The organism is Caballeronia sp. LZ019 (assembly GCF_031450825.1).
Lineage (GTDB): Bacteria > Pseudomonadota > Gammaproteobacteria > Burkholderiales > Burkholderiaceae > Caballeronia.
In genome coordinates, this window is the sequence record NZ_JARTVZ010000005.1 from 1,312,397 (window position 1) to 1,339,086 (window position 26,690).

Annotated in this window: 23 protein-coding genes; 8 read left to right on the plus strand and 15 right to left on the minus strand. The window is 64.6% G+C overall.

Annotated elements, in window-relative coordinates; all coding sequences use genetic code 11:
• The first annotated feature begins 3 nt into the window (after window positions 1-3).
• Together P9255_RS19595 and P9255_RS19600 are read left to right on the plus strand one after the other, a co-directional pair.
• The gene (locus P9255_RS19595) at window positions 4-843 is read left to right on the plus strand and encodes a PPK2 family polyphosphate kinase (RefSeq protein WP_309763609.1); all 840 of its coding nucleotides are present in this window, start codon (window positions 4-6) and stop codon (window positions 841-843) included.
• Window positions 844-868: 25 nt separating this feature from the next.
• Window positions 869-1,651: an exodeoxyribonuclease III gene (locus tag P9255_RS19600; RefSeq protein ID WP_309763608.1), complete on the plus strand. Its 783-nt coding sequence runs from the start codon at window positions 869-871 to the stop codon at window positions 1,649-1,651.
• Between the two features lie 6 nt (window positions 1,652-1,657).
• On the opposite strand, the gene P9255_RS19605 is transcribed toward P9255_RS19600, so the two are convergent.
• From P9255_RS19605 to argB, 6 genes are all read right to left on the minus strand, one after another.
• Window positions 1,658-2,593: a M48 family metallopeptidase gene (locus P9255_RS19605; protein WP_309763607.1), complete on the minus strand. Its 936-nt coding sequence runs from the start codon at window positions 2,591-2,593 to the stop codon at window positions 1,658-1,660.
• Window positions 2,590-3,876, minus strand: a complete 1,287-nt coding sequence (locus P9255_RS19610; RefSeq protein WP_309763606.1) for an AmpG family muropeptide MFS transporter — start codon at window positions 3,874-3,876, stop codon at window positions 2,590-2,592. The genes P9255_RS19605 and P9255_RS19610 overlap by 4 nt, the downstream gene beginning before the upstream one ends.
• Window positions 3,877-3,921: 45 nt before the next feature.
• Entirely contained in the window at window positions 3,922-4,530 is a 609-nt protein-coding gene (gene metW / locus P9255_RS19615; RefSeq protein ID WP_309763605.1) for a methionine biosynthesis protein MetW, read from the minus strand.
• Window positions 4,527-5,672 carry a homoserine O-acetyltransferase gene (locus tag P9255_RS19620; RefSeq protein ID WP_309763604.1) on the minus strand — a complete coding sequence of 382 codons (1,146 nt, stop codon included), beginning with the start codon at window positions 5,670-5,672 and terminating at the stop codon, window positions 4,527-4,529. The genes metW and P9255_RS19620 overlap by 4 nt, the downstream gene beginning before the upstream one ends.
• Before the next feature lie 251 nt (window positions 5,673-5,923).
• A complete protein-coding gene (locus P9255_RS19625; RefSeq protein WP_309763603.1) occupies window positions 5,924-6,691 on the minus strand; it encodes a pyrimidine 5'-nucleotidase in 768 nt (255 codons plus the stop codon).
• Window positions 6,692-6,742: 51 nt separating this feature from the next.
• Entirely contained in the window at window positions 6,743-7,642 is a 900-nt protein-coding gene (gene argB / locus P9255_RS19630) for an acetylglutamate kinase (protein ID WP_035967206.1), read from the minus strand.
• Between the two features lie 159 nt (window positions 7,643-7,801).
• Between argB and P9255_RS19635 the strand changes: the two genes are divergently transcribed.
• From P9255_RS19635 to P9255_RS19650, 4 genes are all read left to right on the plus strand, one after another.
• Complete coding sequence (locus P9255_RS19635; protein WP_309763602.1) at window positions 7,802-8,023, plus strand: cysteine-rich CWC family protein; 222 nt, start codon at window positions 7,802-7,804, stop codon at window positions 8,021-8,023.
• A 133-nt stretch (window positions 8,024-8,156) separates the two neighbouring features.
• Window positions 8,157-9,455 (plus strand): ATP-binding protein, encoded by a 1,299-nt coding sequence (locus tag P9255_RS19640; protein WP_309763601.1) that lies wholly within the window; start codon window positions 8,157-8,159, stop codon window positions 9,453-9,455.
• A gap of 80 nt (window positions 9,456-9,535) precedes the next feature.
• Window positions 9,536-10,078: a response regulator transcription factor gene (locus P9255_RS19645; RefSeq protein WP_309763600.1), complete on the plus strand. Its 543-nt coding sequence runs from the start codon at window positions 9,536-9,538 to the stop codon at window positions 10,076-10,078.
• A gap of 842 nt (window positions 10,079-10,920) precedes the next feature.
• Window positions 10,921-12,222: a solute carrier family 23 protein gene (locus P9255_RS19650; protein WP_309763599.1), complete on the plus strand. Its 1,302-nt coding sequence runs from the start codon at window positions 10,921-10,923 to the stop codon at window positions 12,220-12,222.
• Window positions 12,223-12,267: 45 nt separating this feature from the next.
• On the opposite strand, the gene P9255_RS19655 is transcribed toward P9255_RS19650, so the two are convergent.
• The gene (locus P9255_RS19655) at window positions 12,268-13,935 is read right to left on the minus strand and encodes a Na+/H+ antiporter (RefSeq protein WP_309763598.1); all 1,668 of its coding nucleotides are present in this window, start codon (window positions 13,933-13,935) and stop codon (window positions 12,268-12,270) included.
• Between the two features lie 337 nt (window positions 13,936-14,272).
• Between P9255_RS19655 and P9255_RS19660 the strand changes: the two genes are divergently transcribed.
• Window positions 14,273-15,586 (plus strand): EAL domain-containing protein, encoded by a 1,314-nt coding sequence (locus P9255_RS19660; RefSeq protein ID WP_309765366.1) that lies wholly within the window; start codon window positions 14,273-14,275, stop codon window positions 15,584-15,586.
• Here P9255_RS19660 and P9255_RS19665 read toward each other — a convergent pair whose 3' ends face one another.
• Complete coding sequence (locus P9255_RS19665) at window positions 15,587-19,153, minus strand: indolepyruvate ferredoxin oxidoreductase family protein (RefSeq protein WP_309790310.1); 3,567 nt, start codon at window positions 19,151-19,153, stop codon at window positions 15,587-15,589. It abuts the gene before it with no gap.
• A gap of 241 nt (window positions 19,154-19,394) precedes the next feature.
• On the opposite strand from P9255_RS19665, the gene P9255_RS19670 reads away from it, so the two are divergent.
• On the plus strand, window positions 19,395-20,030 hold the full coding sequence (locus P9255_RS19670) for a glutathione S-transferase (protein ID WP_309763596.1): 636 nt from the start codon (window positions 19,395-19,397) through the stop codon (window positions 20,028-20,030).
• On the opposite strand, the gene P9255_RS19675 is transcribed toward P9255_RS19670, so the two are convergent.
• The 7 genes from P9255_RS19675 to P9255_RS19705 all read right to left on the minus strand — a co-directional run bounded on the left by P9255_RS19675 (window position 20,027) and on the right by P9255_RS19705 (window position 26,313).
• The gene (locus tag P9255_RS19675) at window positions 20,027-20,272 is read right to left on the minus strand and encodes a hypothetical protein (protein WP_309763595.1); all 246 of its coding nucleotides are present in this window, start codon (window positions 20,270-20,272) and stop codon (window positions 20,027-20,029) included. The two genes, P9255_RS19670 and P9255_RS19675, sit on opposite strands and share 4 nt — an antisense overlap.
• 45 nt (window positions 20,273-20,317) lie before the next feature.
• Window positions 20,318-20,539, minus strand: coding sequence for a hypothetical protein (locus P9255_RS19680; RefSeq protein WP_309763594.1), 222 nt, complete (start codon window positions 20,537-20,539; stop codon window positions 20,318-20,320).
• A 91-nt stretch (window positions 20,540-20,630) separates the two neighbouring features.
• Window positions 20,631-21,545 carry a carbohydrate kinase gene (locus tag P9255_RS19685; protein WP_309763593.1) on the minus strand — a complete coding sequence of 305 codons (915 nt, stop codon included), beginning with the start codon at window positions 21,543-21,545 and terminating at the stop codon, window positions 20,631-20,633.
• A 5-nt stretch (window positions 21,546-21,550) separates the two neighbouring features.
• Window positions 21,551-22,810: an AGE family epimerase/isomerase gene (locus P9255_RS19690; protein ID WP_309763592.1), complete on the minus strand. Its 1,260-nt coding sequence runs from the start codon at window positions 22,808-22,810 to the stop codon at window positions 21,551-21,553.
• Window positions 22,807-23,826 carry a LacI family DNA-binding transcriptional regulator gene (locus P9255_RS19695; RefSeq protein ID WP_309763591.1) on the minus strand — a complete coding sequence of 340 codons (1,020 nt, stop codon included), beginning with the start codon at window positions 23,824-23,826 and terminating at the stop codon, window positions 22,807-22,809. Before P9255_RS19695 ends, P9255_RS19690 begins: the two co-directional genes overlap by 4 nt.
• A gap of 199 nt (window positions 23,827-24,025) precedes the next feature.
• Entirely contained in the window at window positions 24,026-24,829 is an 804-nt protein-coding gene (locus tag P9255_RS19700; protein WP_309763590.1) for a PIG-L family deacetylase, read from the minus strand.
• 464 nt (window positions 24,830-25,293) lie between these two features.
• A complete protein-coding gene (locus tag P9255_RS19705; protein ID WP_309790311.1) occupies window positions 25,294-26,313 on the minus strand; it encodes a bile acid:sodium symporter family protein in 1,020 nt (339 codons plus the stop codon).
• Window positions 26,314-26,690 lie beyond the last annotated feature (377 nt).

Below are 26,690 nucleotides of genomic sequence, written 5' to 3' on the forward strand. Positions count from 1 at the left end.
GACATGGCAAAAACCCCCGAGCTCGACGATTTTCGCGTCCCATTCTTCGACGGCGGCAAGAAGCTCAAGCCATTCGATCTAAGCTCCGTCGATCCCTCTGCGAAGCCGTTTTCCACCGGCGCAAAAGACGATGACCGCGCGCGCCTCGCGGAAATCGGCACGCTGCTCGACGACCTGCAGGAACGCCTGCATGCGCAGCGGCATCGGCGGGTGCTGCTCGTGCTGCAAGGCATGGACACGAGCGGCAAGGACGGCACCGTCCGCGCGGTCTTTCACGACGTCGATCCGCTCGGCCTGCGCATCGTGCCGTTTCGCGCGCCCTCCGAACGCGAGGCCGCGCACGACTTCTTGTGGCGCGTTCACGCGCAAGCACCGATGGCCGGCGAATTCGCGATCTTCAATCGCAGCCACTACGAAGACGTGCTGGTGCCGCGCGTGCTCAAGCAGATCGACGACGACGAGTGCGAGCGACGCTATCGACATATCCGCGATTTCGAAGCGCTGCTCGCAGATACCGGCACGACCATCGTCAAATGTTTCCTGCACATCTCGAAGGACGAACAGCGCGAGCGTCTGCAGGCGCGCATCGACGATCCGACCAAGCACTGGAAGTTCGATGTCTCCGATCTCGAGGCCCGCAAGCTCTGGGACGATTACCGGCATGCGTATGAAGTGGCGCTCGGGTCGACATCGACGGAATACGCGCCGTGGTACATCATCCCCGGCAATTCGAAGACGCATCGAAACTTGATGGTCGCCGAACTGCTTCTGCGCATCATGCAGGGCATGAAGCTGGAATTCCCGCCGGCGAAGGAATCGCTCAAGGGCATCAAGGTCGAATAATCAGGACACCAATAAAAGGAAGCATATGTTTCGCGTCATCACCGCCAATCTGAACGGCATTCGTTCGGCCGCCAAGAAAGGCTTCTTCGACTGGTTCGGCGAACAACAATCCGATGTCGTCTGCGTGCAGGAAATCAAGTGCTCGCAGGACGATCTGACGCCCGAGTTTCTCGCGCCGCACGGCTTTCAAGGCTACTTTCAGCACGCGGTCAAGAAGGGCTATAGCGGCGCGGGCGTCTACACGCGCCATGAGCCTGACGATGTGATCATCGGCTTCGGCAGCGACGAGTTCGATCCCGAAGGACGCTACGTGGAAGCGCGCTTCGGCAAGCTGTCGGTTATTTCGGTGTACGTGCCGTCGGGTTCGAGCGGTGAAGAACGTCAGCAGGCGAAGTATCGTTTCATGGACGAGTTCATGCCGCATCTCGCGGAACTGTCGAAGCAACGCGAAGTGATCGTGTGCGGCGACGTGAACATCGTGCACAAGGAAATCGATATCAAGAACTGGAAGAGCAACCAGAAGAACTCCGGTTGCCTGCCCGAAGAGCGCGAATGGCTCACGAAACTGTTCGACGAAGTCGGGTACGTCGATGTTTTCCGCACGCTCGACACGCGCCCCGAACAGTACACGTGGTGGAGCAATCGCGGCCAGGCGTATGCGAAGAACGTCGGGTGGCGCATCGATTATCAGATCGCGACGAAGGAAGTCGCCGCGACCGCGAAGCGCACTTCCGTGTACCGCGATATCAAGTTCAGCGATCACGCGCCGCTGACGGTCGATTACGACTGGAAGCTCGCGAAGAAGTAAGCGCGGTCAGCGCCCCGTTTTCTTGAACCGCCCCATGCCGGCATAAGCCGGCAGCTGATCGATGTTCTTGCCGATCGCCTTCGCATAGAGCGGCATCATGTCGGGCATGCGTTTGAGCAAGTCCTGCCGGCGATCGGGGCCGTACGGATGCATCCAGATGAAGCCGTTGTCGGCGCGACGCGTGGCCGTATCGACCTTGTTCCACAGCGTGACGGCGGCGCGCGGATCGTAACCTGCGCGCGAGGCGATCTCGCTGCCGATCACATCGGCTTCGGTTTCGTCCGCGGGGGAGTAGCGCATCGCGAGCAACTGATCGCCGATGCCGAGCGGCGTCGAGCCGACGTCCGCGAAGCCGAAAAGCTGCGGCATCGTGCCCGCGGTCAGTTGTGCGGCCTGCTGCCGTCCGAGCCGCTCGCGCGCATGTTCCCGCAGCGCGTGAGCGATCTCGTGGCCGACCATCATGCCGATCTCGTTGTCGTTCAGCCGCATCTTCTCGATCAGTCCGCTATACACGACGATCTTGCCGCCCGGCAGACAGTACATCCGGATCTCGTTCGACCTGACGACGCTCGTTTCCCACTTCCACGCCTTCGAGCGGTCGTTCCACTTCAGCGCGAACGGAACCTCGTGATTCACGATATCGCGCACGCGCTTGACGAGCGGATTGTCGCTCGCGAGCAGCAGCTTGTTGCGCTCCGCCTCGCGAACGATCTGCGCATATTCGTCGGCGGACTGCTGTTCGAGCGTCGCGGGGGGAATCAGATTCCGAAAGAGCGCCGTATTGCCGAAGCGGACCTGGCTGTTCGGCGCGGTGTAGGCGGGCGGCGCGCGATCCTCGTCCTGCGCGCGGGCGGCGAGCGGTGTCAGCGAGGCGACCGACACAAGCGACGCCGCAGCCAGCACGCCGGCCAGCGCACGATTGGCGAAGTTCCGCACCGTCATCGTTTCGTTCTCCAGGGCGCGATCAACGGCAACAGTAACATGCCCGGAATCGACAGCACGACGCACACGAGGAAGTACTCGAACCAGCCCGTCTGCGCGACGATGAACCCGCTCGCCGACGCCGCCACCGTGCGCGGCACCGCGGCAAGGCTCGTGAAGAGCGCGAACTGTGTCGCGGTGTAGCGCGGGTCCGTTGTGCTCGCGATGTACGCGGTGAACGTCGCGAGCGTCAGGCCCGTCGCGAACGTCTCGAAGCCGTACAGCACGCCGAGCGCGAGCGGCGACGGCCCGATCTTCGCGAGCCAGGCGAATCCGATGGTCGCGACGATCTGCAGCACGCCGAAAATCCACAGTCCGCGCGCGATGCCGATCTTCACGAGAAACACGCCGCCGATGATTCCACCCGCGATGCTCGTCCAGAACGCGACTGTCTTCGCAATCACGCCGATCTGCGGCATCGTGAAACCGATATCGAGGAAGAACTTCGTGGCGAGCGCCGTCGCCATCGTGTCGCCGAGCTTGTAGAGGAAGATGAAGCCGAGCACGAGCAGCGCGGTGCGCCAGCCGTCGCGCGTCACGAATTCATGGAACGGCTCGATGATCGCGTCGCGCAGGTTCTTCGGCGGCGCGCCGTGGATTTCCGGTTCCCTGATGCAAAGCGTCATGACGATGCCGGGCAGCATGAACAGCGCGGTCACGACGAAAACGGTTTTCCACGGCAGGAAACCGGCGAGAATCAGCGCGAGCGATCCCGGCACCAGGCCCGCCACCTTGTACGCGTTGACGTGAACCGCGTTGCCGAGACCTTGCTCGGTATCGGCGAGCAATTCGCGCCGGTATGCGTCGATGACGATATCCTGACTCGCGCTGAAGATCGCCAGCAACAGGGCGATGCCCGCGACGGTCCAGAGATTCTGCGCAGGCGAAAAGAAGCCGAACGCGCCGATGGCGAGCGCCACGAGCACTTGCGTGAGCAGCATCCAGCCGCGCCGCCGGCCCGGCTGCCAGAACGGCAGGTGCGGAACGTAGCGGTCCATCAGCGGCGCCCACACGAACTTCCACGTATAGGGAAGCCCGATCAGCGCGAACAGGCCGATCTGCTTGACGTTGATGTGCTCGGTCGTGAGCCACGCCTGAATCAGATTGACGAGCGTGAAAAGCGGCAGACCGGAGGTGAAACCGAGAACGATGCAGATCAGAATGCGCTTGTTCAGGAACGCGTGCCAATCGGGATCATCTTCGTGAGCAGTAAGAGCGGGCGCCTCGTGTGGCGTGTCGGGCATGTCGATGATGAAAAAGCGTTGTCGATGCGATGAAGCCGGGACGAATCACCGGCGCTTCACGCGATAGACCGCAAGACTACCACGCCAGTTCGCGCCCCAACGGACGGTTTGCCCGCCATGCAGCACCACCCGGTCCAGGATCTCGATGCCTACTTCGGGCGCGAGCGCCTCGAAATCCTTGATGGTCAGCACGCGCACGTTGGGCGTGTTATGCCATTGATAAGGCAGCGATTTCGACACCGGCATGCGCCCCTGAATGACCGCCAGCCGATGCGGCCAGTAGCCGAAGTTCGGAAACGAAACGATGCACTCACGCCCGACGCGCACCGTTTCGCGCAGGATCGCGGCGGTCTGGTGGATCGTCTGCAGCGTCTGCGAGAGGATCGCGAAGTCGAAGCTGTCGTCTTCGAAGAGACGCAGGCCGTCCTCGAGATTCTGCTGAATCACGTTCACGCCTTTCTGCGCACATGCAAGCACGCCGGCGTCGTTGATTTCGATGCCGTAGCCGTTCACTTCGAGCTCTTCGCCGAGCAGCGAGAGCAGCGAGCCGTCGCCGCAGCCGAGATCGAGCACCGTCGCGCGCGGCTCCACCCAGCGCGCGATCGCGCGAAAGTCCGAGCGCAGCGCAAGGGAATCGAGAGTGTTCTGGTTCATGCGCCGACCTCCGTGGCGATACGTTCGTAGTAGGCGCGCATCAGGTTGTGATAGCGCGCGTCGTCGAGCAGGAAGGCGTCGTGGCCGTGCGGCGCGTCGATCTCCGCGTAACTCACCGTGCGCTTGTTGTCGAGCAGCGCCTTCACGATTTCGCGCGAGCGCGCGGGCGCGAAACGCCAGTCGGTGGTGAAGCTCGCGATCAGATACTTCGCCTTGGTGCTGGCGAGCGTTCTGGTCAGATCGCCGTCGTGGGACTTCGCGGGATCGAAGTAATCGAGTGCGCGGGTAATGAGCAGATACGTGTTGGCATCGAAGTATTCGGCGAACTTGTCGGCCTGATAGCGCAGATACGACTCCACTTCGAACTCCACGTCGAAGTTGAAGTTGTACGCATCGAGCGCGCCTTCGGCACGGCGCAGCGCGCGGCCGAACTTGACGGCCATGTCGTCGTCCGACAGATAAGTGATGTGGCCGATCATCCGCGCGACGCGCAAGCCGCGGCGCGGCTTCACGCCATGCGCGTAGTAATCGCCGCCGTGGAAGTCGGGATCGGAGAGGATCGCCGAGCGCGCCGTTTCGTTGAACGCGATGTTCTGCGCGGACAGCTTCGGCGTCGACGCAATCACGATGCAGTGCCCGAGCCGCTCCGGATACATGATGCTCCACGCGAGCGCCTGCATCCCGCCGAGGCTGCCGCCCATGACGGCGGCGAATCGTTCGATGCCGAAGCGGTCCGCCACGCGCGCCTGCGCATGCACCCAGTCTTCGACGGTCACGACGGGAAAGCTCGCGCCGTAGGGCTTGGCCGTCGTGCGATCGATGCTCATCGGACCCGTCGAGCCGAAGCACGAGCCGAAATTGTTCACGCCGATCACGAAGAAGCGATTGGTATCGAGCGGCTTGCCGGGACCGACCATGTTGTCCCACCAGCCGACGTTCTTCGGGTCGTCCGCATAGACGCCCGCGACATGATGCGATGCATTGAGCGCGTGGCACACGAGCACCGCGTTCGAGCGTGCGGCGTTGAGCTCGCCATACGTTTCCACGACGAGTTCATAGTCGCCGAGCGAACTGCCGCTCTGCAGGACGAGCGGCTCTTTGAAGTGCAGGGTTTGGGGACTGACGATGCCGATCGATTCCATTCATTCCGCCTTTGACGAAGCGGCTAAACGGTGTCGGCTGTGCGCGGAGCATGGGCGCGGCTGACGACCTCTTTAGCCGCATTTATAGTGAACCGGGCTTCGGCCCTGGGTTCGCGCGCCCGCAATCGAGTCAGCAAATCGGCGCGTGTTCAATTCAGATTAGCGGTGAAGTATAGCGGAAAACGTAATAAAAGCGGACAAGTCGCCGGTATGCGCGATGCCCCTTCGGACGGCGAAGGACTTGCGCCCGCTTACACCTTCGGATCGGGCCGCCCGAACGCACGACCGCGAAGTCCGAGCGAAAGCGCGCGAACGGACTTTACCGTGCGATCCACATAGTGCGGCCGCCCCGCGCCCGGCAGCCGCACCGACACCGAGCCGCTCGACGTGCGCGCCACCGGCAGATGCCCGACGATCCACACCGTCCGGATGCCGAGCCGACGATAGCGCTTGAGATGCCCGCGCGTATCTTCCACGAGGATCGCATCGGAGAGCCGCACGTGCGCGCGGCGCATCGCCTGGCGAAGCATCGGCGCATCCGGCTTGGCGCGCCATCGGTCGCCTGCGCGCATGTCCTCGATCGCGATCACGCGCTCGAACAGCCTGTCGATGCCCAGTTCCGCGAGCACTGCCCGCGCGTACACGGACGGCCCGTTGGTCAGCACGATCTTTCGTCCGGGCAACGCGTGCAGCATGCGCTTGATGCCGCGTTCGGCGCGCAGCATCGACGGAAGATCGGAGAACGTATGGACCACATGCAGGAAGTCGGCGGGATCGACGCCGTGATGCTTGACGAGCCCGAGCAGCGCCGCGCCGTAACGCACCGTATAGCCGACGCGCAGCCGGTTCGCCTCGTCGATATCCACCCCGACGCGGTCGATGATGTACTGCGTCATCGCGCGATTGATGGCCGGGAAAACCTGATGCGACGCGTGATGCAGCGTGTTGTCGAGGTCGAAGAGCCAGACGGGGCCGCGCGGTTCGACGCGACGGCGGCGCAAAGGGCGTTGCGAATTCATGGCGCTCGAAGAAACGCCCGCGCGGTGGCGGGCGTTGTGACGGGAAGAAGCTCAGTGCGAGCGGATCATGGTGCCGAACGGCTGCTCGGTCAGGATCTCGAGCAGCACCGAATGTTCGATGCGCCCGTCGATGATGTGCACCGAGCGCACGCCGCTCTTCGCGGCATCGAGCGCCGACGAAATCTTCGGCAGCATGCCGCCGGAGATGGTGCCATCGGCGAAGAGGGCGTCGATTTCGCGCGCGGAAAGGTCCGTCAGCAGGTTGCCTTCCTTGTCCATCACGCCGGGGATGTTCGTCATCATGACGAGCTTTTCCGCGTTCAGCACGACGGCCAGCTTGCCCGCGACCAGATCCGCATTGATGTTGTACGACAGGCCGTCTTCGCCGAAGCCGATAGGCGAAATGACGGGAATGAACGCGTCGTCCTGCAGCGCCTTCACGACGGCCGGATTGATCGACTCGACTTCGCCCACTTGCCCGATGTCGATGAACTGGCCGGGGTTGTCGCGGTCCGGCATCATCAGCTTGCGCGCGTGGATAAGGCCGCCGTCCTTGCCCGTCAGCCCGACCGCCTGACCGCCGAAGTGATTGATGAGCGTGACGATGTCCTGCTGCACTTCGCCGCCGAGCACCCATTCGACGACTTCCATCGTCTCTTCGTCGGTGACGCGCATGCCCTGAATGAAGGTGCCCTGCTTGCCGATTTTCTTCAGCGCCTGATCGATCTGCGGGCCGCCGCCGTGGACGATCACCGGATTGATGCCGACCAGTTTCAGCAGGATGACGTCGCGCGCGAAGCCCTGCTTCAGGCGCTCCTCGGTCATTGCATTGCCGCCGTATTTAATCACGACCGTCTTGCCGTGATACTGACGAATATAAGGCAGCGCCTCGGCCAGAATTTCAGCCTTCAGGGTAGGCGCGATCTGCGTGAGGTCGGGAAGGTCGGACATGGCGGCAGTTGAGGCAAAGAGCGTTTAAACACGCCGGATTGTACAGGACTGAGGCAGCGCAACAGGATGGTTTTCCCGCGACGCCGCCGCGTTTTCCGGCTCGGCGGCCGGCGTGCGATCATCGGCGATATTCCTTGTTGTCATCAACACGTCACCACGATGAACATCGAATCCACACGCGGGCAGCGCACGGACGGCGCACCCGTCTGCGCACGTTGCGGCGCGCCGTTCCGATGCGGTTCGCTCGCGGGCGACTCGACCTGCTGGTGCGCCGCGCTTCCCGCGCTGCCGGCGGATCTCCTGCAGCCAGACGAGCCTTGCCTGTGCCGCGCGTGCCTCGTTGCGCTGATCGAAAAGACGCGCGCCGCCGACATCGAATAGCAGAGCGTGTGCCGCGCAAGGTGCGACAAATCGCGCCATCGGCGGTTCCGGGGTGCGCGCAAGCGGGATAATGCCGCATGGAACACGAAACGCCCGGCGGCGCTTGCGCGGCCCGGCACGCAATCGACGGAACATGCACCGCATAACCAATACCGGACGCGTCAACCTGGGCCATCTTTTCTGGCTTCGCTCGCTCGCGATCATCGGCCAGTTGTCGACCATCGCCGTCGTGCAGATCTTCTACGGCGCGAAGCTCCCGCTGCCGGCGATGCTCCTCGTCATCATGCTCGAGATGATCTTCAACGGGCTGACGTGGCTGCGCGTCGCGCGGGCGCGGCCCGAGACGAATCTCGAGCTTTTCGGCCAGATGTGCGTGGACCTCGGCGCGCTTTCCGCGCTGCTCTTTCTCTCCGGCGGCGCGACGAATCCGTTCGTGACGCTTTATCTGCCCTCGCTCGCAATCGCCGCAGCCATTCTTCCCTGGGCGATGATGACCTGCCTCGCGCTCTTCGCCGTCGCCTGTTATGCGCTGCTCAGCTACAACTACGTGCCGCTCAATATCGAGAATCCGGCGAATCTCTTCGATTATTTCCGCACCGGCCTGTGGGTCAATTTCATGGTGAGCGTGGGGCTGATCGGCTGGTTCGTCGCGCGCATGTCGCGCGGACTGCGCCTGCGCGACGCCGCGCTCGCCGATGCCCAGCAACGCCATCTGCGCGATGAACGGGCGGTAGCGCTCGGCGTGCAGGCGGCGACCGTCGCGCATGAGATGGGCACGCCGCTTTCCACTATCGCGATGCTCTCCGAAGAGCTCCGCGATGCCGCCGCGCACGACCGTAACCTCGCGCCGTATTCCGCCGATTTCGAACTGCTCGAGCAGCAGATGGGGCTGTGCACGTCGGCGCTCGCGCGCCTGCGCAGCCGGGCAAGCGGGCCGTCGAGCCGGCAGGCGCTCGACGAATGGCTGAAGAGCTTCGTCGAGCAGTGGCGGCTGCGTCATCCGCAGGTGAAGTTCAGGCAGGTCGGCGATACCCCGGCGGGCGCATCCATCGACGATGCCGTCGCCGTCGGTCAGATTCTCACGATCCTTCTCGACAACGCCGCGCGCGCGAGCAGCGAGTTCGTCTCGCTGCAGACGGTGACCGAAAAGGTAGATCGCGCGCCGTACGTGCGTTTCGAAGTCTGCGATCACGGCGCGGGAATTCCGCCCGCGCTGCGCGCATCGCTGGGCGCGGGGCCGGTTGACAGCACGCAGGGCGGTCATGGCGTCGGACTCTATCTGGCGTTCGAGGCCGCGGCGCGGCTCGACGGGGCGATCGAACTGTTGCCGGGCGAGCCGCGCGGCACCCGCGCCGTCTTGCGATTGCCGGATCGCGGGGCGGTGACGGCGGCGGGCCAGGCCGCGCGGACGGAATCGAGCGGCGCAGTTTGAGCCGCATGCAGGAATCGAAATAGTGAAAGGGACCGCGCGGGCGCGGATATGCCGGTGGCGGTCAACAAGGAGAAACGAAAATGAGCGATACGAACTTTTTGATCATCGATGACGACGAGGTTTTCTCAGGCATCCTGGCGCGCGGTCTCGCACGGCGCGGCTACACCCCGCATCAGGCGCACAATGCCGACGAAGCGGTGAAGCTCGCCAATCAGCACAAGTTCGGCCAGATCACCGTTGACCTTCATCTCGGCAACGATTCCGGCCTGCGCCTCGTCGCGCCGCTGCGCGACCTGCAACCGGACGCGCGCATTCTCGTGCTGACGGGATACGCGAGCATCGCGACGGCGGTTCAGGCGGTGAAGGACGGCGCGGACAATTACCTTGCGAAGCCGGCGAATGTCGAATCGATTCTCGCGGCGCTGCACGAAGAGGCGAGCGAGCAGACGGCGGAGGAAGCAATCGAGAACCCGACGCTGCTGTCCGTCGCGCGGCTGGAATGGGAGCACATCCAGCGCGCGCTCGCGGAAAACAACGGCAACATCTCGGCGACGGCGCGCGCGCTCAACATGCATCGGCGCACCTTGCAGCGGAAGCTGGCGAAGAAGCCGGTGCGACAGTAAAGCCTTGAAGGAAGAGGGGCGTCTTGCGCGACCTGCGGCCGTGATGGAGGCGATGATCGCGCGGACGCGGCCGGGAAGGAGAAACTAAACGAGGCAGAAAAAAAAGAACCGCCCAAGCCGGGGAACGAGGGCGGTAATCGGAGAGTTGCAACGACTTCGTGCATATACATGGGGATACGCACACGGACAGCATACGTGGCGCGCGTCACCCGTTACATACGACTTTTCCTAAAACTAGGACGCTTCCTAATTGATTGCTTCTAGTCAATCAAACGGCGGCGGCAATTCGTTCGAGAGCCGTGCGCTTCGTTCCCCACATCCCACATCCCGCGCTCAAAATTGGCGTCATCTGGTCCATGCGAATGCCGCCTCGCGGGGCGTGCAGCTTGACCGAGAACATTGCGCAAAAGAAGGGCATCGCCTTTCAGCTGCTAGCGCAGCATGCGGACGTCGTAGCGGGCGCGGACTAGTGCCGCCTCGCGTCCGTTGCGGGCGATGGCCGTTCCCTCGCCCGGCGTAGCCCCATGTCGGCGGACGCGGCCAAGAAGCGCGCCGAAGCGTCAAGGGCGCGCGTCGCTAGCGGCGTGGATATTACCTGCCGCGGGCATCGACCAATTCAGCCTTGGCGCGCGCGCTTGTCGAACGCGCCCGGCAGCGCAACGGCGCAGCGGGCCGCGGGTCGCAGGTCGCGATATGGACGCGGGCTGCGCTTACCACACCGAATCGGCCCGCAAAATCCCCGATCATCCCGTAAGCCACACGTAATTTCGCTTCGCTTGCCACTGCCCGACCCACTCCGTACACTCGCGCCTGTTCAAAGATCGCCGAGAAGGAGCGTTGCCATGTCCGATTCATACTTCCCGCGCTGGCCGGTCCAGCCGGATGCGCAAGGCGGCCGCGTCGTCGCGCCCGACGAACGGCTGCACTGGCCGCAAATGATCGCCATGGGCGTGCAGCACGTCGTCGCCATGTTCGGCTCGACCGTGCTCGCGCCGCTGCTCATGGGCTTCGATCCGAATCTGTGCATCTTCATGTCGGGCATCGGCACGCTGCTGTTTTTCGTGCTCGTCGGCGGACGGGTGCCGAGCTATCTGGGCTCGAGCTTCGCGTTCATCGGGCTGGTAATCGCGATCACCGGCTACGGCGGACACGGGCCGAACATGAATATCCCGGTCGCGCTCGGCGGGATCATCGCGTGCGGCGTGGCTTACGCGATCATCGGGCTGATCGTCGCAGCAATCGGCACGAAATGGATCGAAACGCTGATGCCGCCGGTCGTCACCGGTTCGATCGTCTGCGTGATCGGGCTGAATCTCGCGCCCATCGCGGTCAAGGGCGTGAGCGGCAGCAACTTCGATTCGTGGATGGCGCTCGTCACCGTGCTGTGCGTCGGCGGCGTCGCGGTGTTCGCGCGAGGCATGGCGCAGCGGCTGCTGATCCTGATCGGCCTTGCAATCGCGTACGTCATCTATGCGGTGCTGACCAACGGCATGAGCATGGGCAAGCCGATCGACTTCTCGATCGTCTCCAACGCCGCGTGGTTCGGCCTGCCGCATTTCACCGCGCCCGTCTTCAACGCACAGGCGATGACCCTGCTCGCGCCCATCGCGATCATTCTCGTTGCGGAGAATCTCGGCCACATCAAGGCGGTCGGCGCGATGACCGGACGCAGCCTCGACAAGTACATCGGCCGGGCGTTCATCGGCGACGGCCTCGCGACCATCGTGTCGGGCTTCGCGGGCGGCACGGGCGTGACGACGTACGCGGAAAACATCGGCGTGATGGCGGTCACGAAGATCTACTCGACGCTCGTTTTTGTCATCGCGGCGCTGTTCGCCATCGTGCTCGGCTTCTCGCCGAAGTTCGGCGCGGTCATCCAGACCATTCCAGGGCCGGTGCTCGGCGGCGTGTCGATCGTCGTCTTCGGGCTGATTGCGGTGACGGGCGCGCGCATCTGGGTCGTCAACAAGGTGGATTTCTCGGATAACCGCAATCTGATCGTGGCGGCTGTCACGCTCGTGCTCGGCGCAGGCGACTTCACGCTCAGGCTCGGCGGCTTTGCGCTCGGCGGCATCGGGACCGCAACGTTCGGCGCGATCATTTTCTATGCGCTCCTGCGCCGGCGCGGCTCCGGCGTCGTCTGAGTCGTCGCCCTGCCGAAAGCCCGCATCGCGCGGGCTTTCGGCGAATCACCCCGCCATGCCGCGCTTCCGGTTCACGATCGCCGTCTCCGAAAGATCGATCTCCCGCATCAGCTTGTTCAGCGTCTCGTCGTTGATTGCCTGATCGGTTCGCAGCCGCAGCAATTCTGCGCGCTCGGCTCGCAGCGCCGCCATCTTCAGCCGCGTCTCCACGATTTCACTTTTCTTCGCTGCCGCGCGCGGCGCTTCATCGTCGCCGAGCGATGCCAGCCGGCGCCGGTACACGCTCATCACGCGCGCGGTCGTATCGGCGCAACGGGCGGACGCCGCTTCGTCCATTTCTTCGATCAACACGTCATGCGTATCGTCGATGGCGCGGATCGCCGCTTGCGCCGCGCGCAGGCGCGCCATGCGCTCTTCGGCGGCGTGCGGATTGCGCTCGCGCTTCGCCCCGCGCAACATCACCGGCAAGCCGACGACCGCCACCGTCAACGACGCCAGAATCACCGACGACGCGATGAAGATCGCGAGGTCGCGTCCGGCGAGCGGCGCGCCGTTATCGAGCGTGACGGGCAAGGACAGCACGCCCGCGAGCGTCACCGCGCCACGCACGCCGCCGATGGTCGTCATCGCGAGCGTGCGGATGCCGGGCGCGGCGCTTTCGAGGCCCGACTTCGCCGCGCTGCGGCTCGCGAACCAGCGCAGGCAATAGACCCACACGAAGCGCAGCGCGTACAGCGCGATCACCGTTGCAAGCACATAGCCGATCAGCATGCCGACTCGCGCGTTGCCGTCGTGATGCGCCTCCACCAGCGCCTGCCCGATGATGTGCGGCAATTGCAGCCCGAGCAGCAGGAACACCATGCCGTTGAAGACGAACTCGATCATCGTCCAGGTGCTCGTCATGCGCACGCGCACGGCGCTCGGAATGCTGTCGCGCAGGCTCTGGATGTTCATCATCATCCCCGCCGATACCGCCGCCAGAATGCCCGAACAACCCGCGCGCTCGGCGATGACGTACGCGGCGAACGGGATCAGCACGGTGAGGATGACGCCGGCGGCGGGATCGTCTTCGTCGGAAAACTTGAGGATGCGCGCCGGGATTTCGGTGACGGCATAGCTGATCGCCGCGCCGATCACGAGCCCGCCCACTGCGATCACCACGAAGCTCACCGCCGCCTCGCGCAGCGAGAACATGCCGGTGAGCGCGGCCGCGATGGCGAACTTCAGCGCGACGAGACCGGACGCGTCGTTCATCAGCGCTTCGCCTTCGAGGACATGCATCAGGTTTGCCGGAATGCGATTGCGCCCGGCGATGCCCGTCAGCGCGACGGCATCGGTCGGCGAGAGCACGGCGGCGAGCGCGAACGCGACGGGCAGCGGCATCTCCGGAATCATCCAGTGAAGGAAATAGCCCAGCGCGCCGACGGTGATGAACACCAGCCCCAGCGCCAGCATGAGAATCGCGCGGCGCTGCATGTACAGCTCGCGCTTCGGAATGCGCCAGCCGTCCGCGAACAGCAGCGGCGGAATGAACAGCAGCATGAACAGTTCGGGATCGAACGTCACGTGCAGGCCGAAGCCGGGCCACGCGAGCATCGCGCCGATGGCGATCTGAATCAGCGGAAGCGGCAGCTTGATGGGCAGCAGCGACAGGCCGACGCCCGACAGCGCGACGATCATCAGCAGGATGAGAACGGTGAAGACGATTTCCATGCAGGCAATGAGAATGCGGGACGCGCGCGGCGTCCGCGCGATGTCCGTTCGTTTCGGGAGACAGGGTTGACGCAAAAGTTTAGCCGGTCGCGCCTGCGATGACATTTTGCGAGGCGCACCGATGCGGTGCGTCGAAGTGCGGGAATCGCCTGCCGACGGTGCATCGGACGCGCTAAACGCCGACAAATACGAGGGCATCGCGCGCATGGACATTGCTTTATCGACAGCCACGGGACACGAGACTCCCGGCGTTACCACCGAGGGCTGTTCTTATGACAACGGTATCAGGCGGGACCGGCGCGCGACCGGAGCATACGGCATGTGGGAGGGCATCGACATGGTGATCGCCAACCCCGAAAAGACGACGATTTCCCCGCGCAGTTTCGAGCTTGGCGTGATGTCGGGACTCGACCGCTATTCCGTCGAGCACGGCGAGTGGACGCTGTCGAGCGTGTTCCAGCCGGTGTTCAGCCTGTCGCATATGCGGGCGGTCGGTTACGAAGGGCTGTTGCGCGCGCATGATGCGCTCGATCGCCCGGTATCGCCCGTCGATGTCTTCGGGCAGGCGGCGCGCGTCGGGGAAGCGCTGCAGATCGACAGGCTCGCGCAGGCGCTGCATCTGGAGAACTTCAAGATGCTGGGCGCCCAGACCGAATGGCTCTTTCTCAACGTGCATCCCGGTGCGCTGACCGAGCCGTATCACGCGGCGGCGTTGCTCGCGAACCTGAAGCGGCTGCATATCGAGCCGCGACGCGTCGTGCTCGAAGTGCTGGAGCAGAGCGCCGAGGATATCGAAGGTCTCGCGCAGGCGGTGCAGCAGTTCCGCGATCACGGCTTTCTCATCGCGCTCGACGATTTCGGCGCGGGGCATACGAACATCGAACGCATCTGGCAGCTCGATCCGGATATCGTCAAGCTCGATCGCGTGATGCTCGCGCACGCGGGACACAACGTCCATGCGCCGCTGTCCGCGCGCACGGTGAAGCAGCGGCGCAACATGGAGGCGGTGCTGTCGGGCATCGTCTCGCTGCTGCACGAAGCGGGCAAGCTCGTGCTGATCGAAGGCGTCGAGACGGAGCACGAGGCGCAGCTTGCGCTCGCGAGCGGCGCGGACTTCGTGCAGGGCTTCTTCTTCGCGCGGCCGCATCCGGGGCTGGCCGATGGCGCGCACGCAGAAACCATCATCAGCGATCTCACCGAGCGTTATCGATTCCAGACCGAAGCGCGCGAGCGGCGCGTGGCGACGCGGCTTCAGCCCTACGTTCGCGCGTTCGAACGCGCCGCCGAGCGGCTCGCGGCGGGCGAACCGCTCGACGAGGTGTGCTGGAATTTCCTCGCGCTCGATCACGCCGCGCGCTGTTTCCTGCTCGATCAGAACGGGCGGCAGTCGGGCCGCAATGTCGTGCTGCGCGCCGATCGCGCCGCCCATGAAGCGCGCTTCCTTCCGCTCGTCGACGCGCAAGGCGCCAACTGGCTGCGCCGTCCGTACTTTCGCGCGGCGCTCGGCGATCCCGAGCGCGTGCACGTGACGAAGCCGTATCTGTCGATCAACGAAGCGATGCCGTGCGTCACGCTGTCGGTCGAAACGCGTTCGGGCGGCAAGCGCTGCGTCCTGTGCGGCGATATCGACTGGCTGCCCGACGACGACTGATCACTTCGCCACGACCACCGGGATCCCCTTTAGCGACGATGCGCCCTTCATCGTGTCGATGGCGGCGCGCACCGCATCGCCCGTCGCCGCTTCGATGCCGAGACGCGCGGCGATATCGCGCTCGCTGCGCTTGATCATCGCGAGATTGGCGAGCTTCACGTGACCGTAGCCGCGCACGCGTTCGAACAGCGCGGCGAGCGCTTGCACGTCCTTCGCGTTGCGGGCGTCGAGTCGGGCGAGCGCGCGTTGCATCGTGATTTCGTAGTCGTTCGCCAACTGCCGTTCCATGCGGCGTTCCAGCGTCTTGCCGAACGGATCGAGGGCCGTGCCGCGCAGCGCACGCACTTTCGACAGCCCGCGGAACACCGGCCACATCCACTGGCCGAAGGTCTTCTTCTTCGGCACGCCGCCGTGCGACAGAACCGGCGGCGCGAGGTTGAACTTCACCGTGTAGTCGTCGCCCGCCGTGCCTTCGAACTGCGCCGCGAGCGCGGCCCGAAACGCCGGGTCCGCGTGCAGGCGCGCGACTTCGTACTCGTCCTTCACCGCGAGCAGCTTGTAGAACGTGATGGCGATGGCGCGCTTCACCTCGTCATTCGCGGCTGCCTTGTCGAGCAGCGAACGATAACGCTTCACGTACTTCTCGCCGCCATATGCCAGCAGCCGTTCCTCGCGATCGCGAACGAGGTCCGCAAGCGGCATCTGCTCCATCGCGACGCGCTTCGGCTGCGCGGATGCCGCCAGCGCATCGAGCGCGCTCATGTCCGCCGCCGCGAGCCGGCCAATTGCGAACGCCAGCTTGTTCGCCGGCACCGCAACGTTGTTCAGCTCGAGCGCGCGCATCAACGCGCCGTGCGACACGGGCACGAGCCCGAGCTGCCACGCGAAGCCGAGCATCAGAATGTTCGCGCCGATGGTATCGCCGAGAAAGCGCGCCGCGAGCGATTGCGCATCGCAGGTGCGAAGCGCGTCGGCGGCGTTCGGACCGGCGGCGTGGCGCATCTTGTCGATGAGCGCATCGGCATGGAGATTCGCGTCGGGGTTCTGCACGAACGTCGCGTTCGGAATCGCGTGCGTATTCACCACGATCTTCGTGCGATCGTGCCGCACCGTCTGCAACGCTTCCGGGCTCGCGCCGACGACCATATCGCAGGCGAGCAGCAGGTCGGCCTGCTGCGTGTCGATGCGGACCTGGTTCAGAAGCGCATCGGTGGCGGCGAAGCGCACGAACGACAGCACCGATCCGCCTTTCTGCGCGAAGCCCATGAAATCGAGCACGGATGCGCTCTTGCCTTCCAGATGCGCCGCCATGCTGATCAGCGCGCCGACGGTCACGACGCCCGTGCCGCCCACGCCCGTCACCAGAATGTCGTACGGCGCGTGATCGAGATGCGCGTGCGGCATCGGCAGCGCATCGACGCGGCGCGCGAGTTCGGCCGAATCGAACGCATGGCCTTCGGCCTTCTTCAGCTTCGCGCCTTCGAGCGTGACGAAGCTCGGGCAAAAGCCGTTCACGCACGAATAGTCCTTGTTGCACGAGGACTGATCGATGCGGCGCTTTCTTCCAAGCTCCGTCTCGACCGGTTCGACCGAAAGACAATTCGACTGCACGCCGCAGTCGCCGCAGCCTTCGCACACCGCCTCATTAATGAAGAGCCGCTTGTCCGGATCGGGGAACTCGCCTTTCTTGCGGCGGCGGCGCTTTTCGGCGGCGCACGTCTGGTCGTAGATGAGCACGGTCACGCCGGGCGTCTCGCGCAGGCGGCGCTGGACGGCATCGAGTTCGCCGCGATGATGGAACGTCGTGCCGTTCGGAAACCGGTCGTGATGGCCGTCGTACTTCTCGGGTTCGTCGCTGACCACGACGAGCAGCGCAATGCCTTCCGCTTCGACTTGCCGCGCGATCTGCGGCACGGAGATGCTGCCGTTGACCGGCTGGCCGCCCGTCATCGCGACGGCATCGTTATAGAGAATCTTGTACGTGATGTTCGCTTTCGCGGCGACGGCCTGGCGGATCGCGAGAATGCCGGAATGGAAGTAGGTGCCGTCGCCGAGATTCTGGAAGACGTGCGGCGTCTTCGTGAACATCGCGTGCGACGCCCAGTTGACGCCCTCGCCGCCCATCTGAATAAGGCCGGTGGTATCGCGCTCCATCCACGACGCCATGAAGTGGCAGCCGATGCCCGCCTGCGCGACCGATCCTTCCGGCACTTTCGTTGACGTATTGTGCGGGCAGCCCGAGCAGAAATAGGGCGTGCGCTTCACGGCATCGGCGATATTCGAGAGGATTTGCGGCGCGACGAGATCGACCACTTTCTCGCGGCGATCGAGCGCGGGCTTGTGGCGCGCGAGCCATTGCGCGAAGACCGGCAGCACGCGGGACGGCCGCAGTTCGCCGAGCGCGGGCAGCAGCGGCGTACCGTCTTGCGTCGCCTTGCCGATGACGACAGGCCGCGCGCCCGACGTGCGGTTGTAGAGATGGTCCTTGATCTGCTGCTCGATGACCGGCCCTTTCTCTTCGATCACGAGCACTTCCGAAAGCCCGTTGACGAAGGCGTCGAGCCGCGTCGTTTCGAGCGGAAACGACAGCCCGACCTTGTAAATGCGCACGCCCGCGGCATCGAGATCGTCGACGGTGAGTTCCAGGCGGCGCAGCGCTTCCATCAGATCGAGATGCGCCTTGCCGCACGTCACGATGCCGACGTTCGCGCGCGGACTCGGCGCGATCCACTTGTCGATGCTGTTCTTGCGCGCGAAGTGACGCACCGCGTCGAGCTTGGCGTGCAGCCGCGCTTCGATCGTGAGGCTCGGCAGGTCGGGCCAGCGGTTGTGCAGGCCGCCGGCCGGCGCGATGAAATCGTCGGGTGCTTTCCAGATCGTCTGCAACGCGTCGAGGTTGACCGTCAAGCCGGATTCGACCGTTTCCGAAATCGCCTTGAAGCCGACCCACGCGCCGGAAAAGCGCGAGAGGGCCCAGCCGTAAAGGCCGAATTCGAGCATGTCCGCGATGTTCGACGGATTCACCACCGGCATGTGCCACGCGATCATCGCCTGATCGCTCTGATGCGGCATCGACGACGACACGCAGCCGTGGTCATCGCCCGCGACGACGAGCACGCCGCCATGCGGCGACGAACCGTACGCGTTGCCGTGCTTCAGGGCGTCGCCGGCGCGGTTGACGCCCGGCCCCTTGCCGTACCACATCGCGAAGACGCCATCGACGGTGCGCTCCGGATCGCTTTCCACGCGCTGCGTGCCGAGCACGGCGGTGCCGCCGAGTTCCTCGTTGATCGCGGGCAGAAAGCGCACGTCGTGCGATGCGAGCAGTTTCTTCGCCTTCCACAGTTGCTGGTCGACCATGCCGAGCGGCGAGCCGCGATAACCGCTGATGAAGCCGGCCGTGTTCAGATTTGCGGCGCGGTCGAGCGCGCGCTGCATCAGTACGAGGCGCACGAGCGCCTGCGTGCCCGTCAGAAAGATGCGCCCGCTGGTGGCGGCGAGATTGTCGCTCAACTGGTAGTCCGAAAGCGCAGGGGCAAAAGTCGAAGCAGGGACGCGTGCGTTCATGGGCGTGTCTCTTTTGAGATGAGAGCGATACGCCATTCTTCGCCGACGATATCGGAATGTTTTTGCGCACTTGCTTCAATTCCGGCCGCATCGAAACGCAAGCGGATGATTTCCGGGACAAGCGAGCGAAATCTTCTCGATTCGGGCGCGCTTCACGTAAACCCGGAGCCGGCCCGCATGTGTCGCCGGCCGATTTGGGACTAACCTGATCGGCTGGAGCGACGACTGGAAAAGGACGGCGATGAAGCTCTTCTACTGGCCGAAGACGCGCGCCTTTCGCGCGCTGTGGATGCTCGAAGAAATGCGCGTGCCCTATGAACTCGTGCGCGTCAACATCCGCGCCGGCGCGCAGAACGACAGCGCGTTCTGCCGCGTCAACCCGATGGCGAAGCTGCCCGCGCTCGAAGATGGCCTCGTGCGCGTCGCCGAATCCGGCGCGGTGCTGCTGTATCTCGCGGACCGCTATCCACAGGCGCGGCTCGGCATGCCGCTTGGCGATCCGGCGCGCGGCCGCTTTCTGCAATGGATGTTCTTCACCGGCTCATGCCTCGAACCCGCGATGGCCGAGCGAATGACAGGCGCAGAGGGCAATACGGTGAGCTTCGGATGGGGCGATCTCGCGCGCGTCGAGCATGCGATCGAGAGCGCGCTCGAAGAAGGCCAGTGGCTGCTCGGCGAGCAGTTCACGGCGGCGGACCTGCTGCTCGCGAGCACGCTGCAGATCGGATTTCTCGCGCGCATCATCGAACCGCAAGGCGTGCTGTTCGATTACGTCGAGCGGGCGATCGCCCGTGACGGCTACGAGCGCGCCGCGACGATCGATCGTCTGGAAGCGGAGCGGCTCGGCCTCAGACCGCACGCGAAAGCGGTGGATTAGGGAAACGCGCGCGGCTTCGGAATGCCCGCGCCGGCTTCGATGTCGGCTACCGCGCGTTCGTGCGCCAGCTTGACGGCATCGGCGGGATTAACCAGGCCATCGTCGCCGCCGACGGTCGTCCACGTCTTCACCGCGTGATCCAGATGGCGAATCTCGTACTCAGCGTCCCATCGCGAGCCTTGCAGCTCGATGGGTCTCACGTGGATCGAATAGACGCCGTAAAGGAAGACCTGTTCCGCCATGATGTTCCTCCGATGCGTTCGGCCTGCAGTCCGGCCGCGCCAGCCCTACAGTTCGATTTCCCCGAGGATGCGATGCGCGAGCGCGCGCGCTTCGTCGAGCGCTTCGTGCTCGTTTTCCGATGCGGCCTCGACTTCGTAGAGCGTCGCGTCGGCCGCTTCGCCGTCGTCGCGGGCAAGCGAGACGAGGCCCTGGAACTTGCCGTCATCGATGGCGCGCACGCCGATCGTCGCCGTGTAGATGCCTTTCGTGTACGTCGTGTCTTCCATGATCGATTCGCCTCGAGGCCGGAACGTAACCATCGAATTCATGCTAGCACGCAGTCATGCGATGCGTGTGTCGGCGCGTTTCGTTTCGTCCTTAGCCTCGCAGCAGTTCCTCGACTTCGGAAAGCGTCGGCGAATGCGCGCCCGAGTGACGGCATGCCGCCGCGCCCGCCGCGAGCGCGAATTTCAGATGATCCGGCCAGCCGCCGTGGCGCGACATCAGGCTGTAGAGCAGACCGCCGATGGAGGCGTCGCCCGCGCCGACGGTATCGGCGACTTCCACGGCGGGCGGGCGGGCGCTATAGCTTTGATCGCCCGAGAAAAGCGTCGCTTCCGAGGAGCCGCGTGTCACGAGCACGGTGGCTTGCGGGTTCATCGCGCGGATGCGGGCGAGCGCCTCCTCTTCCGGGATGCCGCGAAACAGCATGTGCAGGTCCTCGTCGGAAACCTTGATGAGATCGGCGAGGCCCGCCATCTGGCGCAGGATCGGCTCGTAGCCGTGCTCCATCAGGTTGCGGTAGTTCGGATCGAAACTGATCTTGACGCCGTGCTCGCGCAGTTGGGCGGCGAGCGCGGCGAGCGTGCGGCCGAGCGGCTGGCGCACGAGACTGATGCAGCCGAAGTGCGCCCATTTCACGCGTTCCATCCACCCTTGCGGCAGCTTCGACGGATCGAACGCGAGGTCCGCGCCGTTTTCGCCCATGAAGTAGTAGGTCGGCGGCTGCGTCTTGTGGACGATGGCGAGCAGCGGCGGCCGTTCCACGCGCTGCATGAAGCGCATGTCGAGACCGGCGGCGGCGCTCGCTTCCCACAGATCGTCGGAGAAGTTGTCGACGCCCATCGATCCGGCGCACGCGGTCGGCAGGCCGAGCCGTGCGACCGCGCGCGCGACGTTCCAGCCCGCGCCGCCCGGACGCGACAGCCAGCTGGATTCGCCCGTGCGGATCATGTCCGTGAGGATGTCGCCGGCGGAGACGAACTGCGGGAAAGGAATTTGATCGGTCGGCATCGTGTTCACCGTGCGTTGTTCGGGGAGCCGAGCGCGTTCAGCACTTCGTAGCACGCGCCCATCGTGTGGTAGTCGGTCTTGCCGGCGGGACTTTTCTCGTCGCTGTACTTGCGGTTGTCGCACGTGAGGATGCGATACCACGCGCCGTACCGATGATCGACGAAGTGCGCCCAGCTATAACGCCAGAGTTCGTCGTAGCAGTCCCAGAAGCGCTCGCTGCCGGTGCGCGCGCCGAGCAGCGCGGCGGCCGCGAAGCTCTCGGCCTGCACCCAGAAGTATTTGTCGTGATCGCAGATGCTGTCGTCCGGCCCGAAGCCGTAGTAGAGACCGCCATGACGGTTGTCCCACGCGCGGCAAAAGCCCGCGTCGAACAGTTCGATGGCGCGGGAGGCAAGCCAGGGCAGCGCGCGATGACGTTCGAGAATCAGCAGCAGCTTCGCCCATTCGGTCTGATGGCCGGGCTGGAATCCCCACGGACGAAAGATATTCGAACTGTCCGATTCGTTGTAATGCCAGTCCACGGACCAGTCGCGGTGAAAGTGTTCCCACACGAGCCCGTTCGACAGCCCCGCCTGCCGCAGCGTGATGTTGCCCGCGATCTTCTCGGCGCGATCCAGATAGAGCACGTGACCGGTGGCCTCGTATGCGGCGAGCAGCGCTTCGGTCGCGTGCATGTTTGCGTTCTGCCCGCGATAGTCGGAAAGCCGCCAGTCGGGCGTGGCTTCGTCGGCGTAGAGGCCGGCGCCGGCGTCCCAGAAGCGGCGCTCCATCAGCGCGAAGGTGTCGTCGATCATCGGCCGGGCTTCGTCGATGCCCGCCATCGCGGCATGCGCGCACGCGAGCAGCACGAAGGCCAGGCCATAGCAATGGCGCGTGCCGTCGAGCGTGCGCTTCTGGCCGTCGCGCCACTCGATCTCCCAGTCGTAGCCTTCGTGCACGGCGTCCCAGTGCGCGTCGCGCAGGAAGCGGAAGGCGTGGCGCGCGTCGTCCAGATACGCTGCGTCGCCGAAATGCCGGTACGCCATCGCGTAGTTGAAGACGAACCGCGTGCTGCTCACGAGGTGACGCGTCGTGCGGTCGTAGACCGTGCCGTCGTCCTTGAAGAAATGAAAGAAGCCGCCGGACGGATCGCGGGCGACGGGCGCATAGAACGCGAGCGTGTCGCGCACGTGCGAGAGCAGGAACTCGCGGCTGCGGAAGTCGATGTTCTGATCCACTGCCTGCTCGCTTGCAGCGGCGATGGCGGGGGAGGCGGTCAGGTTCATGGCGTGCGGATGTCCTCTTTCTTGCGCGAACTCGCGCGAGCGATGAATTCGACGCTCATCAGCGAATCGGTCTGGGCCAGCGGGTTCGAATGATCTTCGAGCAGCAGTTCCACGCCCCGTCGGCCGAGCGCTTCCTTGTCGACGGCCACGGTCGAGAGCGGCGGCATGCTGTGCGCGGCGGCGGGGATGTCGTCGAAACCGACGAACGCGATGTCCTCCGGCACGCGCAGGCCGTGCGCGAGACAGACGCGCATCGCGGCGAGGGCCGCTGCATCGTTATAGGCGAAAACCGCGTCGGGCAGCGGATTCGATCGCACGCGGGCATCGGCGATGAGGCGCTCCATCGCGTCGGCGGCGGCGAGATCCGCAGGAAGACCGGCTTGTGCGTTGATCTCGAGCGTCGGATCGAACAGCAGGCCGGCATCGAAATACGCCTTGCGATAGCCGAGCGCCCGTTGCGCGATGCTGTGATGCGCAAGCGATCCGCCGATGAACGCGATGCGCCGCCGGCCCGTCGCGAAGAGATGCGCCATCGCGAGCGACGCGCCTTTCGCGTTGTCGATGTTCACCGAGCGGAAGCCCGGCGCGCACAGGTCGATCAGCACGATGGGCCGCGCCAGCGATTGCAGATGCACGAGCAGTTCCGGCTCGACGAAGCCCGCCACCGCGATGGCGTCGGGCGCGTGCAGGCGCATTGGCTGCGCGAGATCCTGCGTCGGACCAGCCGTGAGCACGGACGGCACGAGCCGGCGCTCGCTGCACGCCTCCTCGAAGCCGTGCAGCACTTGCGAAAAAAACGGGCTGACCGCGAAGTTGTTGTGCTGACGATGCAGCAGGAACATGACGCGCCGAATGCGGGTGCGCAGTTGCGCGGAGTCGTAACCGAGCCGCTGCGCCACTTCGACGACGCGCACGCGCGTGGCTTCCGACAAGCCCGGCTGATTCTTGAGCGCGCGCGAAACCGTCCCGATCGAAACGCTTGCCGCACGGGCGACGTCGCGGATGGTAGTGGCCATCGTGATGTTTTCTGTCCTGAAGCCGGGGCGCGTTGTTTATCGCACGCGCGGGGTTCGCTTGATTCGCGGATTGTATAGTAAAGAATCGCGAAAACACGTCCGGCAGGACTAGAGGAAACCAGTAAAGCCTTGTCTCGAAAAGGCTCGAGTGGATGGTCTGTGTTTAGTAAAAGCCGCAGAACAGACGCTGCTCCGTGGCTTAGATGAGCACGACTTCGAAAGCTCGGGTCAGCCGTGCCAGCGCGTGTTCTTCGAGCACCGGCGCTCGCCCCGCCGTTTTATCGGGCTCCAGCTGGCTCCTGAACGCCTGCACTGCGAGCAGCTTGCGGGCGTGCGTTGCATCGTCCAGCACGATACGGCGGGCGCGGCTCCAGGGCACGCGTGCGTCGTCGGGCGACGCCCAGTGCCACGCGCAGAGCGGCACTTCGACGAACGGCAGGCCGAGCGCATCCGCTGCGAGGCAGGCCGCCCGCCCGACGGCTTCGTGATCGGGATGTCCGTCGTAACGCCAGGGTGCGAACACGATGTCATCGGACCGAAGCCACTTCGAGAGACCGCCTAACAGGCCCGGCTCGATGCGTTCGGCGGCGCCGTCCTGCAAGCCGAGCCGCGCGACCTGAACCTGCCGAAGGTTGAGCCGCTGCAATGCCTCGCGAGTTTCGAGCGGCCGCGCCGCGGCGAGCCGTTCGGGCGACCATTCGGTGGAATGCGGGTGACTCGCGGTGCCGTCCGTGACCGCGACGATCAGCACGCTTCGGTTCAATTCGGAAAGCAGTGCGAGCAGCCCGCCAGTGCCGAGCACTTCATAGTCCGGGTGCGGTGCGATGACTACCGCGCGGCCTCCGGACGGCACCAGTTCCCCGGGCGTGACCTCGGGCAGCGCGGCGAGGCGCGGCCAGCCTTGCCATGTTGACTCGAGCGTGCCGTTTCCTGGCATGACGCGATGGGCCACGCCGCCTTCGGCGCGTCGCGTGGAAGGACTGCGCGTCGTCACGCGTGCCATGGCGCGCTCCACACTGCGGTGGCGGAACGCGCGGCCGCGGGCGCATGGAAGCGCGATGCCGCATGGAGCCGCGAGGACGATCGCTCGCCTGCACCCCTGCCGAGACCATGCCGATCGGAACGATCACAGGCAAAGACGCGCCGCGCGGATGAAATCGCGCGATGTTCGGTCGACGAGGCAATCGGCATGATGCGAGGCGTCCTCCAGGCTGGTTCGTGTGGGTCGCGGTGTCCGCGTGCATGGAACCAAGTGTGGCAAGGGCCGTTCCCGAGCGCCATTCGGCCGAAGGACATAGGCGAAAGCGTCGAACGAAGTTTCCCGGCGCCGTAACACTGCCGATGAGCAGCTTGTTTGGCCTATGACGTCCGGCTGAATCGACGGCGCAATACGGATGCGCTCAAATGGCAAAAGGCCGCACGAGGCGGCCTTTGCTGAAGCGGGGGAGCGCAACGATGCTGCGTGTATCAGCGGCGCGCCGGAGCGCCGACGGTCTTGCTGTCGCGCACCGGCTCGGCCATGGTCTTGCGAGAGCCCCAGCGCTGTGCGAGCACGGCGCAGACCATCAACTGGATCTGGTGGAACAACATGAGCGGCAACACCACTGCGCCGACCGCGTGCGTGGCGAAGATGACCTTCGCCATCGGAATGCCCGACGCGAGGCTTTTCTTCGAGCCGCAGAAGATGATGGTGATCTGGTCCGCACGGCTGAAGCCCAGCTTTTTCGCGGCGAACGCGTTGATGAGGAGCGCAACCGCGAGCAGGACGATGTTCACCGCAACGAGGCCGCCCAGCGCCGACAGCGGGATCGAATGCCAGATGCCTTCGTTGACCGCTTCGCTGAACGCGACATAGACGACGAGCAGAATCGAGCCCTGATCGACGAACTTGAGCATCGCCTTGTGGCGGTCCACCCATTTGCCGATGGCCGGTCGCAGCAACTGGCCGGCAACGAACGGCACGAGCAATTGCAGCACGATGTTCCCGACGGTATGCCACGGCGATCCGCTCGCCGCGCCGTGATCGCTCACCAGCAGACCGACGAGCGCGGGCGTGATGAAGATCCCGAGCAGGCTCGACGCCGATGCGCTGCAAACGGCGGCGGGCACGTTGCCCTTGGCCATCGACGTGAAAGCAATGGACGACTGAACCGTCGAAGGCAAGGTGCAAAGGAACAGGATGCCGCCGTACAGCGCGGGCGTGACAAGCGGGCTCAGCACGGGCTTCAGTGCAAGACCGAGCAGCGGGAACATCACGAAAGTGCTGAGCAGCACGACCAGGTGAAGCCGCCAATGCATCGCGCCGGCGACAATGGCCTCCCGCGATAGCTTTGCGCCGTGCAGGAAGAACAGCAGCCCGATGGCGACGTTGGTGATCCAGTTGAAGGCGACCGCCGCGCTGCCGCGACACGGCAGGAAGCTCGCGATGATGACAGTGCCGACGAGCGCCAGCGTGAAATTGTCTGGGAGATATTTTGGCCGGGCCATCAGAAATTCTCGCACTCGGGCGATCGCCGGGCGGCACATGCAGCCAGAACCTGCGTCGCGTCAGGGAAAACCATGATTTTGGCTCGCACTCGATTGAATTGGCAAATTCATTTCTTCGCTCGATTGATTCCGTTTCGGCATGAATCTCGGCATGTCGCGGAGCCAAGCGGTGTGGAGCAACATTCAGACCGTGCAGGAATGCCGCCGCCGGTACGACGTTTCGTCCTAGGAAAGTCAAGCGCGTTCAGGACCGCGAAGCGAAAAAACTCTGACGTAACATGGTGTTACAACCATTGAGGCGGCCTAACACTTTTTGGCTCGACGGCTGCGGCCCGCCGAAATAAATTGTGGATACTCCGGTCGGCGAGACGGTGCAT